Here is a 17,625-nt window from a genome sequence, read left to right as displayed (position 1 = left end):
CTCAGGTCCGCAGGGGGCCGCTCAGGCGGTCGGCGTCGGCGAGGATGGAGCGCATGGCGTCGCCGGCCGCGCGGCCGTCCCGGGCGTAACCGCCGCTCTCCAGAATGCCCAGAAGGGATTTGCGGGCCCGCGAGACGCGGCTCTTCACGGTGCCGACGGCGCACTGGCAGATCTCGGCCGCCTCCTCGTACGCGAAGCCGCCCGCGCCGACGAGGATCAGCGCCTCGCGCTGTTCCGCCGGCAGGGCGTCGAGCGCCTGACGAAGTTCGTCGAGAGCCACGGGGGCCTCAGGGTCGTCGACGGCCACGAGGGTGCGCTCCGCCGCTTCCTGATCCAGTTGCGACTGGCGCCACGACCGGCGCTTCTCCGAGTAGAACTGGTTGCGCAGGATCATGAAGGTCCAGGCCTTCATGTTGGTGCCCATCTGATAGCTGGCCCGGGCGTCCCAAGCCTTCATCAGGGCGTCCTGAGCCAGGTCGTCGGCCGCCGTGGCGTCGCCCGTCAGGGTGCGCGCGAAGGCGCGCAGGTGAGGGATCAGCGTGACCAGCTGTTTCTTGAAGCCCTCGTCGTCGCTGGACGGCGGCTTCGGCGCAGTCGAACCCCTCACGAGCGCCCGCCCTCGGGACCGCCCTTGTCGTCCGCGCGCCGCAGGATCTCCAGGAAATCGTCGGGAACCGGCTCGTTCACCACTTCCTCGAACATGTGCCGCAGGCGCACGCCGATCGCCTGCTGGCGCAGTCGGGCCTCTTCCAACCTGGGTTCCTTCCGCGCAGTTTCGCCGCGTTTTCGCGATGCGCCTTTGTCTTCGCTCATGTCTTTCGGCATCACGCCGCCCCGTTCCGAACCCGCTCAACGTGGGGCGGCCCCGCGGGTTCCGCCACGCCGACGGAAATGTCGAGTTCAGGCGAACGGCTGGCGGAACCGTGGCCTTGATCCCACGTTCAATGTGGTCGCAACCCGCTTCGTTCCGGCGAAGCATCCACGTCGGGGATCTTCCATAATGAGCCTTCTGGCCAGACTCGCGCCGCACCTGCCCTACGTCCGCCGCTACGCCCGCGCCCTGACCGGCGACCAGGCGACCGGCGACAACTACGTCCGCGTGGCGCTGGAGGCGCTGGCCGCGGGCGAACGCCAGCTGTCTCCGGAGATGACGCCGCGCGTCGCCCTGTACCACGTCTTCCACGCCATCTGGTCGACGACCGGCGCGCAGCTGGAGCCGGTCCAGGCCGACGAGACCGACGCCGGTCAGCGGCTGATGCGCATCTCGCCCCGCTCGCGGCAGGCCTTCCTGCTGACGGCCCTGGAGGGCTTCACGCCGTCGGAGGCGGCCCAGATTCTCGGCGCCGACCCGCACGCGGTCGAAGGCCTGATCGCCGAGGCCCAGGCCGACATCGACGCCGAACTGGCGACCGACGTCCTGATCATCGAGGACGAGGCCATCATCTCGGCCGACATCGAGAGTCTGGTGAAGGAGCTGGGCCACCGAGTGACGGCGACGGCCACCACCCATGATGAGGCCGTCGACGCCGTCGCCCGCCACCGCCCGGGCCTGGTCCTGGCCGACATCCAGCTGGCCGACGGCTCGTCGGGCATCGACGCGGTCAAGGACATCCTGAAGCGCTTCGACGTGCCCGTGATCTTCATCACCGCCTTCCCCGAGCGCCTGCTCACCGGCGAGCGGCCCGAGCCGACCTTCCTGATCACCAAGCCGTTCCAGCCCGAGACGGTGAAGGCGGCCATCAGCCAGGCCCTGTTCTTCCATCCGGCGCGCCAGAAAGAGGCGGCCTGAAAAAAAGTCGCCCGGCGCGGGAACCGCGAATCGCATCGGGCATTTTCGATTTGCGGAGGCGGCGACGCCCCCCCGACACGAGACCGGAGAGATCCGGTCTGTCGCCTCCGCACCTCATTCTCGATGATGCGACCTCAGGGCGGATCGGCAACGATCCGCCCTTTTTCTTTGCCTCGCGCCCGGCCCCGGCTAAGGTCCGTGGCGAAAAGCAACTCAGGAGATCGCCATGTCGACCGCCAGCCGCCAGTGGGTTCTTCGCCGCCGGCCCCAGGGCCTGATCCAGGAGGGCGATCTGGAACTCGTGCGGACGACGCTGCCGGACCTCGGCGAGGGTCAGGTGCGGGTCCGGACCATCTACCTGTCGCTGGATCCCACCAACCGGACCTGGATGAACGACACCCCCGGCTATCTTCCGCCGGTCGGCTTGGGCGACGTGATGCGGGGTCTGACCCTCGGCGTGGTCGAGGAGAGCCGGTCGGACCGCTTCGCCGTGGGCGATCTGGTCACGACGGCTGCCGGAGGCTGGGCCGATCAGGCCGTGGTCGACGCGACCGCCGCCTCGCGCGTGCATCGCGTGCCCGGCCTGCCGCTGACGGCGAACATGTCGGTCATGGGCATGACCGGCATGACGGCGTGGTTCGGCGTCACCGACGTGCTGCAGCCGAAGGCCGGCGAGACGATCGTGATCTCCGCCGCCGCCGGGGCCGTGGGCTCGATCGCGGGTCAGGTGGCGAAGGCCCACGGGGCGAGGGTCATCGGCATCGCCGGGGGCCCGGACAAGTGCCGCTGGCTGACCGACGAGCTCGGATTCGACGCGGCGATCGACTACAAGAACGAGGACGTCGGGGCGGCGCTGGACCGGCTGGCGCCCGACGGCGTCGAAATGAATTTCGAGAACGTCGGCGGCGACATCATGATCGCCGTCTTCAACCGGTTGAAGGTCCATGGCCGCATGGCGGTGTGCGGGCTGATCTCGGCCTACAACGCCACCAAACGCCCGCCGACGCCCGACTTCGGACGGATGATCACCCACCGGCTGAGGGTCCAGGGCTTCCTGGTCATGGACTATTCGCCCCGCGCGAAGGAGATGGTCGCCGGACTCGGGCCGATGCTGGCCGATGGGCGGGTGAAGTGGAAGGTGCACGTCGACGACGGGCTGGAAGGCGCGGTCGACAGCCTGAACCGCTTGTTCACCGGGTCTCACGACGGCAAGCTGCTGGTCCGGGTGTCCGAAGAACCCTGAACGAGGGCGAATGACCGAGCCGCTGCACGTCCACTATGAGGATCTGTCCACCGGCGAGGTGATCCCGCTGGGCGCCTGCGCCGCCGACGCGGAGATGGTCGCGGGCTTCGCGGAGCGCTTCGTGCCGGGCTGGGACTTCGAGGCGGGCGCGCCCGACGCCCTCGTCTACGTCCTGTGGAGCCGGCTGTTCGGCGACAAGGCGCGCGGTTGGGCCCAGTCGAAGATCCTGGCGGTCGACGGGCTGAGGTTCATGCGCAATCCGCCGACCGGAGAGCTGCTGCGCGGCCGCATGACCGTGATGGGCAAGGACCCCGTCGGCGACGACAAGGGCATCGTCATCGCCCAGCACGATCTGCTGGACGAGGGCGGGCGGCTGGTCTTTTCCTGCCTGACGCGGACGGTGTTCGCCCGACGCTAGGGGCCGAAACGCGAAACGGCGGCCTCGCGGCCGCCGTCTGCGTCACCCGAAGAGGCGAACCCGGATCAGGCGTTGGCCACGGCCGGCGTCGCGGCGGCCTTGGCGAAGGTCAGGGCGATCAGGCGGTCCCAGCCCTGCAGCGACGTCAGGTGGGCGTAGATCTGGCCCAGGGCGCCGTTGTCGCGCAGCTCGACCAGCTTCTCGGCCGACAGACCGCGCAGCTTGTCCTCGGAGACGGCGTAATACTCGGCGATCTTCTGCACCTCGCCGGCGGGCTGGCCGCTGGCGTCGCGCGGGGTGAAGGTCGCTTCGCGCGTCTCCAGCAGGTCCAGCTCCTTCAGCAGGGCGACGAAGGACTCGGTCCGCAGGCGTTCCTGTTCGAAGCTGTTGCAGAAGTCCATCGCCTGCTTGGTGAAGGCGCTGGGCTGGCCGTCCTCGAACAGGGGCTGGGCGCCGCCTTCCTTGACGAACGGGGCGTCGCGATCGACGCACAGGATCAGGCGCTGCTGGGTCTCGTCGTTGGCGAAGACGAAGGGATAGCGGCGGACGTAGGCGGGGATGTAGGCGTCCGGCTTGAACAGGCCGTTCTCGACGAACAGGTTCTGGTCGGGACGCAGCCCCATGACGGCGACGGGCTGGCGCTGCTCGCCGACGAAGATGACCGGATAGGCCAGGGCGGCCGGGGCGAACTCGGTGACGGTCAGCGGCACGATGTGCGACTTCGCGACGAACTCGTAGGGACGATCGGTGGGCGACACGCCCAGGGCGCCGTGGTTCTCGACCGACAGGGGTTCGGGCTTGCCGTAGAACAGGACGGTGCCGGCGAGTTGGCCGGTCATCTGGCCGGTCTGCATGGTGGTGTCGGTCATGGAGGCGGAAACGCTCTGGAAGGTGGCGGAAGGCGGGCCTTCTATCCCATGCCCGCGCGGGCGGCAAACGGGGCCGCCCGGCGGGGGAGTCCCTCAGAAGCGGTAGGCCGCGCCGACGCGCAGATTGCGGCCGGGCGAGGGAGCCAGATCCTTGAGGAAGCTGGTGTGTTCGCGCACCTCCTCGTCGGTCAGGTTCCGGGCCTCGGCGAACAGGATCAGCCCGTCCTCCCGCGGCGACCAGCCCACATACAGGTCGGCCGTGGTGTAGGCGTCGGTCGGCAGTTCGAAGGCCGCGACGCGGGTCTGCTCGCCCACGTGCCGGACCTGTCCGCGGACGGTCCACGGACCCCATTCCAGCTCGGCGCGGCCGCTGAGCGACCACGGCGGAATGCGGGCGGGCGGCCCCAGATCGGTCTCGCCCCGCACCGTGTCGTAGCCCAGCTCCAGGGTCAGGGAGTCCGTGCCGCGTTCCCACGCACGATAGGCCAGTTCGACCTCCAGACCGCGGAAGGTGGCGTCGGTCTGGACGTACTGGAAGATCTCCAGCTCGCTGTCGACGTCCTCGACCCCGGTCGGAACCAGGTCGATGAAGCCGTCGTAGTCGGCGTTGAAGACGTGCAGGTCGACGGTGAAGGGACCGCGGTCCCAGTGCAGGGCGCCTTCCAGCGAGGTGACCTCCTCCTCGCCCAGGTCGGCGTCGCCGACCTCATAGGCCCGGGTGGCCACGTGCGGGCCGTCGGCGAACAGCTCGGCCTCGGTCGGCGCCCGGCCGTTGCGCGAGACCGAGAGCCCGAGGAACAGGGCGTCCGTGGGCTTGAAATAGGCGCCGATCGAGCCGGACACCGTCGAGAAGTCCCGCGTCCCGGCGACGCTGTCCAGCTCGCGCGAGTCGAAGCGCAGCCCGCCCTCCAGACCCCAGCCGCCGTAGTCCAGCCGTTGCAGGGTGTAGACGCCGAGTTCCGAGATGTCGGTGGCGGGCACGTAGGCCTCGTCGCCCTGGGCGTCGAAGTCGCGCTTCAGGCCCTGCACGCCGATCGCGCCGTCCCAGCCGCGGCGGCGCACCTGGACAAGTTCCAGTCGGCCCTCGACCCCCTCGGAGGTGAAGACCGTGCCGACCTCGTCCCCCTCGAACTCCGTGTGGGTGTAGTCCGCGTAGGCCGCGCCGCCGCGAAGACGCGCGAACGGACCGGAGGGCAGACGCAGCTCGCCGCGGACGTCGTACCGGGTCTGCTCCAGACCGATGGTGACGGGCTCCTCGTCATGCGGCGGGGCCAGCGGTTCGTGCTCATGCTCATGGCCGGGCACGCCGTAGTCCGTCTCGGTGCGCTTCACCGAACCGCCGAGGAAGCCCCAGTCGCCGATCCACGACACGCCCGCGCCGAAGGCCGACAGGTCGACGAAGCTGTTCTCCAGCGTCGTGCCGCCGGTGTCCTCATAGGTCTCGCCCTCGGCCTCCAGCTGGCGCCGGGACTCGGCCGGCACGGGGATGTCGTAATCGCCGGCCTCGCGGCGCAGACCGTCGACGGTGAAGACCAGGGGACCGGCCGAGAAGGCGCCGCGGGCGCCGAAGGTCAGGCCGTCGTCGACCGTCGAGGTCTGGGCCCAGACGCGGCCGTCGGCGCCGCCTTCCGGCCGCTCGTCCGCGATGCGGCCGTCGATGACGTTGACCACGCCGCCGATGGCGGAACCGCCGAAAGCCAGGGTCTGGGGGCCGCGCAGAACCTCGATGCGGGTGGCCTCGCCGGGATCGGCGGCGACCTGGTGGTCGGGCGACAGGCTGCTGGCGTCGATCAGGCCGAGGCCGTTGGTCAGGACCTGCACGCGCGGCCCCGCAAGGCCGCGGATCACCGGCCGGCCGGCGCCGGCGGCGAAGGCCGTGGTGCGCACGCCCGGCAGGCCGTTCAGGACGTCGCCGAGAGACCCGGACGGCGCGGTCGTCAGCGCCTCCTCGTCCAGCACGTCGACGGCGATGTTGGTCGCCTGCCGCGCCACGCCGTAAGGGGCGGCCGTGACGACGATGTCGTCCACCCGCGTGGCGGGGGCGTCGGGGTCCTGGGCCATGGCGACGCCGGGGAGGAGGGCGACGGCGGAGACGGTGAGGGCGAGCGAGAGGCGCGAATGGGTCATGAGGGAGTGTTATGAGATAACATCACGACCCGTCAAGCGGTTGCCCGCAGGCGGAACACGCCTTAGCTGAGGGGCATGGACGGATGCGGCCACGATCACGCGCAGATGGGGATGAAGCCTGCGGCCGTGCGCGCGGCGCTGGACGCGGCCGAAGCCGCCTGCGGACTCGACGGCGAGCGCATGACCGCGCCGCGTCGGCGGGTGCTGGAATTGCTGCTGGCGGCGGGCGAGCCGGTGAAGGCCTATGACCTGATCGCCGCCTACGGCCGCGACGGCGAGGCCGCCAAGCCGCCGACCGTCTACCGCGCGCTGGAGTTCCTCGAGCGTCGGGGCCTGGCGCACCGCATCGCCTCGCTCAGCGCCTACGTCGCCTGTTCGCACGATCGGGCCGAGCATGCTGCGGCGTTCCTGATCTGCGACTGCTGCGGGGCCACGGCCGAGGTGCCGGCGGGGGCGGGCGCCCAGCTGGCGGGGTCGGCGGGCGATCTCGGCTTCGTCATCCAGCGGGCGACGGTCGAGGCGCACGGCCTGTGCGCCCGGTGCCGACCGGACGCCTGAGCCTCAGGCGACCTCGACGGTGGCGGGCGGCGCCGGCTCGGGGATCGGCGACAGATCCTCGACCGGCGAGACGTAGGCGGCCAGGGCGTCGAACTCGTTCAGGAAGACGGCGCGCAGATCGTCCGTCTCCATGATGACCTCGTGTTTTGAGCCCGGAACCTCGACGTAGCGGCCCCGGCCCATGCGCTTGGTCGCCCATTTGTTGGTCAGCTTCCAGACGCGGTCGTCGTCGCCCGGCTGGACGACGCAGACCGGAATTTTCACCGACTTCAAGGCCTTGGGCTTCAAGGTGCGCTCGCCTAGGTCGATTGCGAAGGCCAGCCAGCCCCAGGTCGGGCCGCCCACGGCCAGATGCGGGCAGGCGTAGAGCTGCTGCCGCCACAGCTCGTAGCGCGCCTCGTCGGAGGTCAGGGCGTCCTTCTCGAACGTGTGCTCGAACGGATCGTCCGGATCGTCCAGCACATAGTCCGCCGCCTTGCCGTGCCGCAGGTTCCATCTGACGGCGAGTTTGACCGACCACATCGACCGCTTGCCGGTCCGGATCTTCAGCATGGGCGCGCTGAGCAGGGCGCCGGAGAAGCGCGTCTCGCCCTGTTCCAGCGTGGCCAGGTTCAGCGCCGCGCCCATGGAATGGCCGACCATGACCCAGGGCCTGGGCGCGACGGACTCCCAAGCGTCCAGCAGGCGGGCGAAATCGTCCAGATATTCCTCGACGGCGCGGGCGTGTCCCTTCAGCCGGTCCGGCAGCAGGCGGGCGGACAGGCCCTGGCCGCGCCAGTCATGCGCCAGCACGCACCAGCCGCGCGCCGTCAGATTGCCGATCAGTTCGAAATATTTCTCGATCGGCTCGGTGCGGCCGGGGCTCAGAACCACGGTGCCGCGCGGCTTCGACCCCATCAGCGCGGTCGGGCGCCAGAAGGCCGCGCGCAGGCGCAGGCCGCCGGCCCCGCGGTACCACGAGCCCTCGCCGCCGGGCGGAGAGGCGGCCCCGGGCACGCCCATCAGCGGGGCATTGGCGGCATAGGCGGCGGCTCGGCTCACTCGGGCTTCCTGAACTTCAAGGTCATGCGGTCGCTCTCGCCGATCGCGGCGAAGGGCGCGGAATCGAAATCGGGGTCCGGCGGCTCCCCGACGGGCGCGGTGAGCAGGCGAGGGGGCAGGGTTTCGACGCCGAAAGGATGGTCCTTGTCGTCCTCGGGATTGGCGTTGACCTCGGAGGCCGCCACGAAGACGAAGCCGGCCTCGGCCGCCAGCTGACGCACGAAGGCCTCCTGGACGTAGCCGCTGGCGGCGACCGGGTCCTGGTCCTCCTCGGGGCCCAGGCGATGCTGCTCGACGCCGAGGATCCCGCCGGGGCGCAGGGCGGCGAAGGCGTCGGCGAAGGCCTTCTCGGCGATCCCGGCGGCCATCCAGGAATGCAGGGTCCGCATGAACAGGACCATGTCCACCGATCCGGCCTCGGCCACTGGCCCGCTGGTCGGCCCGAACTCGGAGAAGACGATCTCCCCGTAGAGGCGCCGGTCAGCGCCGAAACGCTGCTGATAGGCGCCGTTGACCGCCACCTGCGCGGGGTCGGCCCCTGCGCCGGACTGAAAGCCGACCGCCACGTACTTGCCGCCGCCTTCCTTGAGATAGGGCGCGACGATCTCCGTGTACCAGCCCGTTCCGGGCCAGAAGTCCGCCACCGTCATTCGCGGCTGCAGGCCGAAGAAGCGCAGCGTCTCCATCGGGTGGCGATGCTCGTCGCGGATGCGGTCCTGCGCGCGCCAGGCGCCGGCGACGGCCCATTCCAGCGTGCCGCGCGGGGGGCCGTCCGGAGCGTCGGGTTCGGCGGCCTTCTCCTCGCGGCGGCCGCAGCCGGCCAGACCCGCCAGAGCCAGGGCCGCGGCGCCGGTCAGCAGGGCGCGGCGCGCCGGACCGGAGCGTGCTCCGCCCGGGACCGTGCGTCCCACTCTCGCCCCGTCACCCATGGCCGGTTCCCTGCTGGCCGCGGCGGAGGCCCGGGCCGCCCGCCGAAGCGACCGGCTTAGAGGGCTTCGCGGCGTGGGTCAAAGCGGGACGACGCGGGTCAGGCGGGCTTGCGGAAGCGCAGCGTCATCCGGTCGCTCTCGCCGATCGCGTCGTATTCCGCGCGTTGCTCCGGCGTGATCTGGCAGCCCTGTTCAGGCCCACGACGCGTCGGCGGCAGGGTCCACACGCCGCAGGCATGGTCGCGGTCGTCCTTCGGATTGGCGTTCAGCTCGCTGCGGTCCTCCAGCACGAAGCCCGCCTTTTCGGCCGCGGCGATGACGTAGGCCTCCGAGACGTAGCCGTTCGGGGCGGTGGCGTCGGGGTCGGACCCCTCGGGCGCGCGGTGCTGTTCGACCGCCAGCACGCCGCCGGGCTTCAGGACGGCGAAGAACTGGCCCATCAGGGCGTCGGTGCGGCCGCCGCGATGCCAGTTGTGGAAGGCGCGGGCGACCAGCACCATGTCCGCCGAGCCGTCGGCCACGCCCAGCCCGTCGTTCACCCGGTCGACGGGAACGTAGGTCCCGCCCGTCGCGGCGGCGTAGGGCTCCAGAATGTTGCGCCACCAGCCGGCCGCGCCGGGCTGGATCTCGACCACGGTCAGGCCCGGCTTCAGGCCCCAGAACGTCAGGCTGTCGTACGGATGACGGGCGCCGTCGCGGGCACGGTCCGCGGCGGGACGGGTTTCCGACGCGACGGCGGCGCGCAGGGCGGCGTCGTCGGGGGCCTGGGCGCAGGCGGCGACCGGCAGGGTCAGGGCGACGGCGAGGGCGGCGAGGGCGGTCAGGCGCATGGGTCGTCTCCGGTCCGTGGAATGGCTCCTCTCTAGAGCCGGATCGCGAGCCGCGACAGGCGCCTCTTGACGCACCCGATGCGCTTCCCAAATCCGTCCCCGAGGGCGCCGATCGTCGGGCCTTCCGGACCGAACGACGCCCGACACGGGGTCGATCGGGCCGCATCCCCGCCGTCCGGGCAAAATCGCCGGGCGGCTCACCCTTGCTGACCCATCAGGAGGCTGATCATGCGTACCTTCGACTTCACCCCCCTCTATCGTTCCGCCGTCGGCTTCGACCGGCTGGCCGCCATGCTGGAAAGCGCCGCGCGCACCAGCGAGCAGGGCTGGCCGCCCTACAACATCCAGTCGACCGGCGAGAACCAGTACCGCATCGAGGTCGCCGTGGCCGGCTTCAGCCCGGAAGAGCTGAACGTCGAGGTCAAGGAGAACCTGCTGACCGTCACCGGCCGCAAGACGGCCAACGACGACGGCGTCGAGCGGACCTTCCTGCACCGCGGTCTGGCCGAGCGCGACTTCGAGCGCCGCTTCCAACTGGCCGACTACGTCGTCGTCAAGAACGCCGACCTGGCCCACGGTCTGCTGACCATCGACCTGGCCCGCGAACTGCCGGAGGCGTTGAAGCCCCGCACCATCGCCATCGGCACGGGCGGCTCGGCCCTGATCGAGGGCAAGGCGGAGAAATCCGGCAAGAAGGTCGCGTAAGCGGTTCTTCCGGCCGGACGGCCCGAGGGGGCGGCGGAAACGCCGTCCCTTTTTTTTCAGGCTCAGGCCACGGCTTCGAGGTCCGGCCGGTCGGCGCCGCTGAAGTCCGCGCCATCGGTCTGGGCGCCGGTCAGCACGGCGCCCTCCAGACGGGCGTAGCGCAGGCTGGCCTTGCGAAGGTCGGCCGGCAGGCAGCGTCCGGCGCCGAGCGGCAGCGGCGACAGGTCCGCGCCGCGAAGGTCGGCCTGATTGAGCAGGGCGCCGCCCAGCCGGGCGCCCCGCAGATCCGCGCCGCGCAGGTCGGCGCCGCGTAGGTCGGCTCCTTCCAGATTGGCGCCCTGCAGCGCCACCCCCGCCAGATCGACGCCGACCATGCAGGCGCCCCGCGCGCTCATGGCGGGCAATTTCAGCCCCTTCAGCCGGCTGGCCAGGGGGCGCAGATCCTCGCCGTCGAACACGGCCGGAGCGCCCAGCACGCCGCCGCTTTCGGCCCAGGCGTTGCCGTCCAGCGCGCGCTCGTGCAGGTCCTTGACCCTGGCCATGGCCTCGGAGGTCGGTTCGCGCAGCGAGCCGGTCAGGTCGGTCTTCTCCATGCGAGCCCGGTCGATGGCCACGCCCGTCAGGACGGCGCCGATCAGCTTGGCGCCGGCCAGATTGGCCCCGCCCACGTCCGCGCCGTTCATGATGGCCCCGGACAGGTCCGCCTCCTTCAGATTGGCCCCCGTCAGCACCGTCCCGTTCATGGCGCAGTCGGTGAAGTCGGTCTTGAAGGCCGAGAATCCCTCCAGATCGGCGCCGTCCAGTCGCGCGCCGGAGAAGCTGGCCCCGTCGGCCACGCCCTTGCGGGCCTCGTGCTTGACCTGGGCCAGCCCCTTGGTGGCGTGGGGAATGGCGATGACGCCCTCGCGGAAGTCCGCCTTCGACAGGTCCGCCCGATGAAGGGTCGCGCCGCGCAGACAGGCGCCCCTCAGATCGGCCCGGGTCAGGTTGGCGTCCGAGAAGTCGGCGCCCTTGAGGTCGCAGCAGAAGAAGACGGCCCGGCTCAGATCGGCCCCGGCGAATTTCGCGCCCTCCAGGGTGCAGCCGCTGAAATCGGCGTCGGACAGGTTGCGCCCCCGCAGGTCGCGACCGCGCAGGTCCATGAATTTCAGGGCCAGCCGACGGCCTCCGGCCCGCCCCTGAACCAGCCGCTCGTGCGCGGCCATCAGCATGTCCAGGTCGCCCTGTCCCAGTTCGCGACGGGCGAAGGTCATGCGGCGGCTCCGGTCTGCGGCGGGGTCAGGCCCTGGGTCCCGTCCAGCCGGGCGCGCTTCAGGTCCGCGCCGTCCAGAACGGCGCGGCGCAGGTCGGCGCGCGACAGGTCGGCGCCGCGCAGGCACGCACGGCTCAGGTCCGCGGGCAGAAGGCGGTCGGCGGCGATCATCAAGGGTCCCAGCTGGGCCTCGCGCAGGTCGGCGCCGTTCAGGCGCGCTCCGGCCAGACGGGCGCCGCGCAGGTCGGCGCCGCGCAGGTTGGTGGCCCGGAGGTCGGCGTTCTCGAGATGGGCGCCCTGCAGCTGCACCCCTTCCATGTCCAGGCCGTAGAAGACGGCGCCGCGGGCCGACAGGGCCGTCAGGTTCAGGCCCCCGATGGAGCGCAGGGCCCGCAGGTCGACGCCGTCGAAGACCGACGGCCGACCTTCGGCTCCTCCGGTCTCGCACCAGGCGGCGTGCTCGCGCAGCATTTCGGCGGCGGGCATGCGGCTGACCGGCGCCGCGCCGGACCGGTCGTCGGTCAGGGCGCCGTCCATGTTGGCCCCGTCCGTGCGCCAAAGGGCGGCGGTGACGCCCACCAGCACCGCGTCGCGCAGGTCGGCCCCTGAAAGATCCGCGCCCGACAGATCGGCGCCCGCCAGATCGGCGCCGCGGAAGCTGGCCTGCTTCAGATTGGCCCGCACCAGTTTGCAGTCCTTCATCACCGCGTCGGTGAAGTCGGCACGGATGGCGATGACTCCCGCCATCTTCGACCGCTGCAGGTTGGCGCCGACCAGACAGGCGCCGTGGGCCTGGGTGACGTCGTCAAGATCGCGGCTGCGCGCCTCCACGATGCGATAGCCCTTGTCCGCGTCGGCCGAGGCGATGGCGCCTTCGCGCAGGTCGGCCTCGAACAGGTCCGCGCCCGACAGGTCCGCGCCGCGCAGGCAGGCGCCGCGCAGATCGGCCCGGCGCAGGCTGGCGTCGACCAGCGTCGCGTCCTGCAGATCCGTGCCGAAGAAGGTGGCGTTGTCCAGCCGCGCGCCGGTCAGGTCGCAGCCGATCATGGCGGCGGCCGAGAAGTCGGCGTCGGCCAGATTGCGGCCTTTCAGGCTCAGGCCGGACAGATCCGTCCAGGCGAAGACCGCGCGGGCGCCGCCGGGCCGCGCCTGCCACAGCCGGTCGTGCCGGGCGCAGACGGCGTCCAGCTCCTCCTGCGTCAGGCGACGTCTCTCGATGGTGCGGGCGGCTTCCCCCATCCCGCCAGAGTGACGAAACAGACTTAAAAAAGCGTTGGAACTCCGGCCCTTCAGACCGTCAGGAGGCCCTGCTCGGAAAGCGCGTCGGCCAGTTCGCCGGGCCCTACCCAGACGCGGGTGTAGCCGGCCTCGCCCAGGCGTTTGAGCTCGGTGGTCAGGTCGGCCTTCGGCGAGGCCGCGAAGCGGGCGTCGAAGCCCTCACCGTCCTCCGACAGACGGACCAGCGGCCGTCCCGTCTCGACGCGATGCAGATAGCCTTCGTAGAGGACCGCCGCCCGGTCGGCCAGGACGCCCGTCTCCACCTCCAGCCCCGCCGCGCGCAGCTTTTCGATGCCGCGGCCCGCCGCGAAGGGCGAGGGGTCCACGGCCGCCACGACGACGCGGGTCACGCCGGACTCCAGCAGGAATTTCGAACAGGAGGTGCGGCCGGACGACCGGGCGCCGCACGGCTCCATGGTGACGTAGGCGGTCGCGCCGCGCGCGGCCTCGCCCGCGGCCGGCACGGCCTGCTCCTCGGCGTGGGGGCGGCCGCCGTCGGCGGTGGCGGCCTCGGCGATCACCCGGTCGTCCCTGACGATGACGCAGCCGACCGCCGGGTTCGGCCAGGTCCGGCCCATGCGGGCGGTCGCCAGCTCCACGGCCCGGGCCATCCAGACCTCGTCCTTCGCGGCGGTCACGCGGCGATCTCCGGCAGGGGCGTCGCCCGCTCCGCGTCCAGATAGCGCGCGGCGACCGGCTTCAGGTCGGCGTCCAGATCGATCTCCAGCGGATTGCCCGTCGGAATCTCCACCTCCACGATCCGGTCGTTCGGGACGTCGAAGAGGTGTTTGACGATGGCTCGAAGCGAGTTGCCGTGGGCGGCGATCAGAACGTCCTCGCCGGCCTTCAGGCGCGGCGCGATCTCGGCGTCCCAATAGGGCACGACCCGCTCCAGCGTGGTCTTCAGGCTTTCCGTGGCCGGAATGTCCTGACCGGCATAACGGGCGTCTGCGGCGAAATCGAACTCGCCGCCCGGCTCCAGCGGCGGGGGCGGGACGTCGTAGCTGCGGCGCCAGACCTTGACCTGGTCCTCGCCGTGCGTCTCCGCCGTCTCGGCCTTGTTCAGTCCCGTCAGCCCGCCGTAGTGACGCTCGTTGAGTCGCCAGTCGGCGACGACGGGCACGTCCTTCAGTCCTGCGGTCTGGAGTGCCAGAGCGCCCGTCCGCTTGGCCCGGGTCAGCACCGACGTGAACATGACGGCGGGACGGAACCCGCCCTGGGCCAGCAGTTCGCCCGCGCGCCGGCCCTCGGCCTCGCCCTTGTCGGTCAGGTCGACGTCAACCCAGCCGGTGAAGCGGTTTTCGAGGTTCCACTGGCTCTGGCCGTGGCGCAGCAGGACGAGGCGGGGCATGGGCGTCTCCGTTCAGTCGGCTCGGGGTAGGACCCGGGTCCGGCCGGGTCAAGCCGCGCTTGCCCGGACGCCGCCGCCTGCTAAGCGGGACGCATGCTGCACCCGACCGGTTTCCGAGAGTACGACGCCCGCTGGCTGTGGGGCGATCAGGTCGACGCCGACGGGATGCGGACGGTGGGCCGGGCGTTCGCGTCCCTGGCCCGCGCCCGCGGCATCTCCCGGACCGTCGTCGGCCATGACTGGCGGTCCTGTTCGGAGGCGGTGAAGTCCGCCCTGGTCGAGGGGCTGGTCGCGGGCGGGATGACGGCGCTCGACGTCGGTCTGTGCCTGACGCCCATGGCCTATTTCGCCCAGATCTGGCTGGACGTGCCGGGCGTGGCCATGGTCACCGCCAGCCACAATCCCAACGGCTGGACGGGAGTGAAGGTGGGGCTCGAGCCGCCCCTCACCTTCGGCCCCGACGACATGGCGGCGCTCAAGGCCCTCGCGCTGGCCGGCGGCGGCGAAGGCTCACCCGGCGGATCCGTCGAACGGGTCGAAGGCCTGGCGGAAGCCTGGATCGCCGATCTGGCGTCGCGGGTGCGGCTGGACCGCCGGCTGAAGGTCGTCTGCGCCTGCGGCAACGGCACGGCGGGCGCCTTCGCCCCCGCCGCCCTGCGTGCGATGGGGGCGGAGGTCATCGAGATGGACTGCGATCTCGACTGGACCTTCCCCCGCTACGATCCGAATCCGGAAGATCGCGAGATGCTGGCGGAGATCAGCCGCCGGGTCGTGGAGACGGGCGCCGACCTCGGCCTGGGCTTCGACGGCGACGGCGACCGCTGCGGCGTGGTCGACGACCGGGGCGAGCCGATCTTCGCCGACAAGATGGGTCTGCTTCTGGCGCGCGGTCTCGCGGCCGATCATCCGGGCGCGCGCTTCGTCGTGGACGTGAAGTCCACCGGCCTGTTCGACACGGATCCGGTGCTGGCCGCCCACGGCTGCACGGTCGACTGGTGGATGACGGGGCACAGCCACATGAAACGGCGAGTGGCCGCGACGGGGGCCCTGATGGGGTTCGAGAAGTCGGGTCACTTCTTCCCGGCCCCGCCGTTGGGCCGGGGCTATGACGACGGCGTGGCGACGGCCGGGCTGGTGATGGATCTTGTGGCCCGGGCGGGACGGCCGCTGTCCGACCTGCGCGAGGACCTGGCCCCGGCGTGGACCAGCCTCACCATGAGCCCGCACTGCCCCGACGAGGCCAGGTACGAGGTGGTCGCCCGACTTACGGCGGAGTTCCAGGCCGACCGGGCGGCGGGTCGCGAGATCCTCGGCCGGCGCATCGTGGACGTGGCGACCATCAACGGCGCCCGGGTGAAGCTGGAGGACGGATCCTGGCTGCTGGTCCGGGCCTCCTCGAACAAGCCGGAACTGGTGGTGGTGGTCGAGAGCCTGCGGTCGCAGGACGACATGCGCGCCCTGTTCCATGAGGCCGTGAAGCCCCGGCTGGCGGGCCATCCCGAGATCGGCGCCTTCAATCAGGAAGTTTGAGCCCTTTGACCGCGGCCCGACGGCCGTCCATGGAGTCCCGGTGACGCGCGCGCCCATCCTGATCGTCGGCGGAGGCTTCTCCGGCGCCATGCTGGCGGCGCGGCTGGCCGAGTCAGGACAGGGGTCCGTCCTGATCGACGCGACCGGGCGATTCGGGCGGGGCGTCGCCTATTCCACCGACTTCGACGGCCATGTGCTGAACGTGCGCTCGGCGCGGATGAGCGCGGTCGAGGATCGGCCGGAGGCCTTCGTGCGCTGGCTGCGGTCCCATGCGCCGGAGCACGCCGACCCCGGGGGGTTCGCGCCGCGCGGCCTGTATGGCCGCTACGTCGCGGATCGGCTGGCTTCGGTCGAAGCGGCGCATCCGGGTATGATCGACATGGTCCATGGGCGCGTCGCCGCGATCGACGGCGCGGACGTGGTGCTGGACGACGGTCGGCGCCGCGCGGGCCGGGCGGTGGTTCTGGCCACCGGCAATCCGGCGCCGAACACGGCCCGAGACGGGCTGGAGCGGGTCACCCGCGATCCCTGGGCGCCCGGCGCGCTGGACGCCGTCGAATCGAACGAGACGATCGCCGTCATCGGCACGGGGCTGACCATGGTCGACGTCGCGCTGGCGCTGGAGGCGCGGGGCTGGACGGGGACTATGCGCGCCTTCTCGCCGCGGGGACTGTTGCCGCGCGCCCACGGCGAAGTTCACGACGCGGCCGTGCCGCCCGCGCCGGAGATGCTGGACGGCCCCGCCTCGCGGCGTCTCGCGGCCGCCCGGCTGCGGGCGCGAGACCACGGCTGGCGCGGCGTCATGGAGGGGCTGCGTCCCATCACCGCCGATCTGTGGCGCGCGGCGGACGTCAGGACTCGCTCCCGCTTGTTTCGTCACCTGCGCCCCTGGTGGGACGTGCATCGTCACCGGATCGCCCCCGGGGTGGCGGCGAGGATCGACCGCCTGATCGCCGACGGTCGGCTGACCGTGTCCGCGGCGCGGGTGACGGGCGCGACGCCCGTGGGGGCCGACCTGATCGACATGGATTCGAACCGTCCCGCCGATCGCGACAAGGTCATGGTCGAGTGGCTGCCGCCGCGCGCGACCGTGCCGCGCGGCCTCCTCGTGGATCGGGTGATCGACTGCTCCGGTCCCGGGCATGACCCGCGCCGCGATCCGCTGACGGCGCCGCTGCTGAAGTCCGGCCGGGCGCGGCTGGATCCGCTGGGACTGGGCCTCGATCTGGACGACGCCGGCCGCGTGGTCGGAGCGGACGGCGCGCCCGATCCGGCCCTGTTCGTGCTCGGCCCCCCGGCCCGCGGCGCCTTCTGGGAGACGATCGCCGTGCCGGACGTCCGCAGGCGGATCGAGGCGCTGGCGGCGGTTCTGACCTAGCCCGCCGCCTTCACCGCGGCGGCGACCTGATCGACCATCCGCTTCACCAGGGCCTCGTCGTCGCCCTCGGCCATGACGCGGATCAGCTTCTCGGTGCCCGAGGGCCGCACGAGCAGGCGGCCCCCGCCGGCGGTCAGCGTCGCCTCGGCCTCGGCCACGGCGGCCTTCACAGACCCGTCCTCCAGCGGTTTGCCGGCCGCGTAGCGGACGTTGACCAGCTTCTGGGGCACGGGGTCGAACTGTCGGGCGAGGTCGCTCATCCTGCGTCCCGAGGCGACCAGCACCGCCAGCACCTGCAGGGCGCTCATCAGGCCGTCGCCGGTGGTG

Annotated in this window: 18 protein-coding genes and 1 pseudogene; 7 read left to right on the top strand and 12 right to left on the bottom strand. The window is 71.5% G+C overall.

The window, feature by feature from the left end:
- Window position 1 precedes the first annotated feature (1 nt).
- Window positions 2-607, bottom strand: coding sequence for a sigma-70 family RNA polymerase sigma factor (locus EFJ44_RS00095; protein ID WP_125255155.1), 606 nt, complete (start codon window positions 605-607; stop codon window positions 2-4).
- Complete coding sequence (nepR, locus tag EFJ44_RS00090; protein ID WP_241209617.1) at window positions 604-825, bottom strand: anti-sigma T factor NepR; 222 nt, start codon at window positions 823-825, stop codon at window positions 604-606. The genes EFJ44_RS00095 and nepR overlap by 4 nt, the downstream gene beginning before the upstream one ends.
- A 175-nt stretch (window positions 826-1,000) precedes the next feature.
- On the opposite strand from nepR, the gene phyR reads away from it, so the two are divergent.
- The 3 genes from phyR (at window position 1,001) to EFJ44_RS00075 (ending at window position 3,450) form a co-directional block, all read left to right on the top strand.
- On the top strand, window positions 1,001-1,789 hold the full coding sequence (gene phyR / locus EFJ44_RS00085; RefSeq protein WP_125255154.1) for an anti-anti sigma factor/receiver protein PhyR: 789 nt from the start codon (window positions 1,001-1,003) through the stop codon (window positions 1,787-1,789).
- Between the two features lie 226 nt (window positions 1,790-2,015).
- Window positions 2,016-3,032 (top strand): NADP-dependent oxidoreductase, encoded by a 1,017-nt coding sequence (locus tag EFJ44_RS00080; protein ID WP_125255153.1) that lies wholly within the window; start codon window positions 2,016-2,018, stop codon window positions 3,030-3,032.
- A gap of 10 nt (window positions 3,033-3,042) precedes the next feature.
- Complete coding sequence (locus tag EFJ44_RS00075) at window positions 3,043-3,450, top strand: hotdog family protein (RefSeq protein ID WP_125255152.1); 408 nt, start codon at window positions 3,043-3,045, stop codon at window positions 3,448-3,450.
- Between the two features lie 65 nt (window positions 3,451-3,515).
- Here the strand turns inward: EFJ44_RS00075 and EFJ44_RS00070 are convergent, their stop codons facing one another.
- Window positions 3,516-4,319, bottom strand: coding sequence for a SapC family protein (locus tag EFJ44_RS00070; RefSeq protein ID WP_241209616.1), 804 nt, complete (start codon window positions 4,317-4,319; stop codon window positions 3,516-3,518).
- Between the two features lie 93 nt (window positions 4,320-4,412).
- Window positions 4,413-6,446, bottom strand: a complete 2,034-nt coding sequence (locus tag EFJ44_RS00065; RefSeq protein WP_125255151.1) for a TonB-dependent receptor domain-containing protein — start codon at window positions 6,444-6,446, stop codon at window positions 4,413-4,415.
- Between the two features lie 105 nt (window positions 6,447-6,551).
- Here EFJ44_RS00065 and EFJ44_RS00060 point away from each other — a divergent pair, with 105 nt between their 5' ends.
- The gene (locus EFJ44_RS00060; RefSeq protein WP_420897358.1) at window positions 6,552-7,004 is read left to right on the top strand and encodes a Fur family transcriptional regulator; all 453 of its coding nucleotides are present in this window, start codon (window positions 6,552-6,554) and stop codon (window positions 7,002-7,004) included.
- A gap of 3 nt (window positions 7,005-7,007) precedes the next feature.
- On the opposite strand, the gene EFJ44_RS00055 is transcribed toward EFJ44_RS00060, so the two are convergent.
- The 3 genes from EFJ44_RS00055 to EFJ44_RS00045 form a co-directional block, all read right to left on the bottom strand.
- The gene (locus EFJ44_RS00055) at window positions 7,008-8,045 is read right to left on the bottom strand and encodes an alpha/beta fold hydrolase (RefSeq protein WP_125255149.1); all 1,038 of its coding nucleotides are present in this window, start codon (window positions 8,043-8,045) and stop codon (window positions 7,008-7,010) included.
- Window positions 8,042-8,956: a class I SAM-dependent methyltransferase gene (locus EFJ44_RS00050; protein ID WP_241209615.1), complete on the bottom strand. Its 915-nt coding sequence runs from the start codon at window positions 8,954-8,956 to the stop codon at window positions 8,042-8,044. Before EFJ44_RS00050 ends, EFJ44_RS00055 begins: the two co-directional genes overlap by 4 nt.
- A gap of 116 nt (window positions 8,957-9,072) precedes the next feature.
- Window positions 9,073-9,804 (bottom strand): class I SAM-dependent methyltransferase, encoded by a 732-nt coding sequence (locus tag EFJ44_RS00045; protein WP_125255147.1) that lies wholly within the window; start codon window positions 9,802-9,804, stop codon window positions 9,073-9,075.
- A 228-nt stretch (window positions 9,805-10,032) separates the two neighbouring features.
- On the opposite strand from EFJ44_RS00045, the gene EFJ44_RS00040 reads away from it, so the two are divergent.
- Window positions 10,033-10,509 (top strand): Hsp20 family protein, encoded by a 477-nt coding sequence (locus EFJ44_RS00040; RefSeq protein ID WP_125255146.1) that lies wholly within the window; start codon window positions 10,033-10,035, stop codon window positions 10,507-10,509.
- Between the two features lie 62 nt (window positions 10,510-10,571).
- Here the strand turns inward: EFJ44_RS00040 and EFJ44_RS00035 are convergent, their stop codons facing one another.
- The 4 genes from EFJ44_RS00035 to gpmA are packed head-to-tail and all read right to left on the bottom strand — an operon-like array spanning window position 10,572 to window position 14,390.
- Window positions 10,572-11,762 carry a pentapeptide repeat-containing protein gene (locus EFJ44_RS00035; RefSeq protein ID WP_125255145.1) on the bottom strand — a complete coding sequence of 397 codons (1,191 nt, stop codon included), beginning with the start codon at window positions 11,760-11,762 and terminating at the stop codon, window positions 10,572-10,574.
- The gene (locus EFJ44_RS00030) at window positions 11,759-13,000 is read right to left on the bottom strand and encodes a pentapeptide repeat-containing protein (protein WP_125255144.1); all 1,242 of its coding nucleotides are present in this window, start codon (window positions 12,998-13,000) and stop codon (window positions 11,759-11,761) included. The genes EFJ44_RS00035 and EFJ44_RS00030 overlap by 4 nt, the downstream gene beginning before the upstream one ends.
- Window positions 13,001-13,050: 50 nt before the next feature.
- Entirely contained in the window at window positions 13,051-13,677 is a 627-nt protein-coding gene (locus tag EFJ44_RS00025; RefSeq protein ID WP_241209614.1) for a bifunctional diaminohydroxyphosphoribosylaminopyrimidine deaminase/5-amino-6-(5-phosphoribosylamino)uracil reductase RibD, read from the bottom strand.
- A complete protein-coding gene (gene gpmA, locus EFJ44_RS00020) occupies window positions 13,674-14,390 on the bottom strand; it encodes a 2,3-diphosphoglycerate-dependent phosphoglycerate mutase (RefSeq protein ID WP_125255143.1) in 717 nt (238 codons plus the stop codon). Before gpmA ends, EFJ44_RS00025 begins: the two co-directional genes overlap by 4 nt.
- A 93-nt stretch (window positions 14,391-14,483) precedes the next feature.
- Between gpmA and EFJ44_RS00015 the strand changes: the two genes are divergently transcribed.
- Entirely contained in the window at window positions 14,484-15,920 is a 1,437-nt protein-coding gene (locus tag EFJ44_RS00015; RefSeq protein ID WP_125255142.1) for a phosphomannomutase/phosphoglucomutase, read from the top strand.
- 40 nt (window positions 15,921-15,960) lie between these two features.
- The gene (locus EFJ44_RS00010; protein ID WP_241209613.1) at window positions 15,961-17,298 is read left to right on the top strand and encodes an FAD/NAD(P)-binding protein; all 1,338 of its coding nucleotides are present in this window, start codon (window positions 15,961-15,963) and stop codon (window positions 17,296-17,298) included.
- Here EFJ44_RS00010 and EFJ44_RS00005 read toward each other — a convergent pair.
- Window positions 17,295-17,625 (bottom strand): annotated as a pseudogene (locus EFJ44_RS00005) (phosphoglucosamine mutase); the annotation flags it as partial. The gene EFJ44_RS00010 and the pseudogene EFJ44_RS00005 sit on opposite strands and share 4 nt — an antisense overlap.

Source organism: Brevundimonas fluminis, assembly GCF_003934285.1.
In the GTDB taxonomy this organism is placed as follows: Bacteria; Pseudomonadota; Alphaproteobacteria; order Caulobacterales; family Caulobacteraceae; genus Brevundimonas; species Brevundimonas fluminis.
Note: the sequence above shows the minus strand (reverse complement) of the source record. Positions and strands in the feature narration are given on the sequence as shown.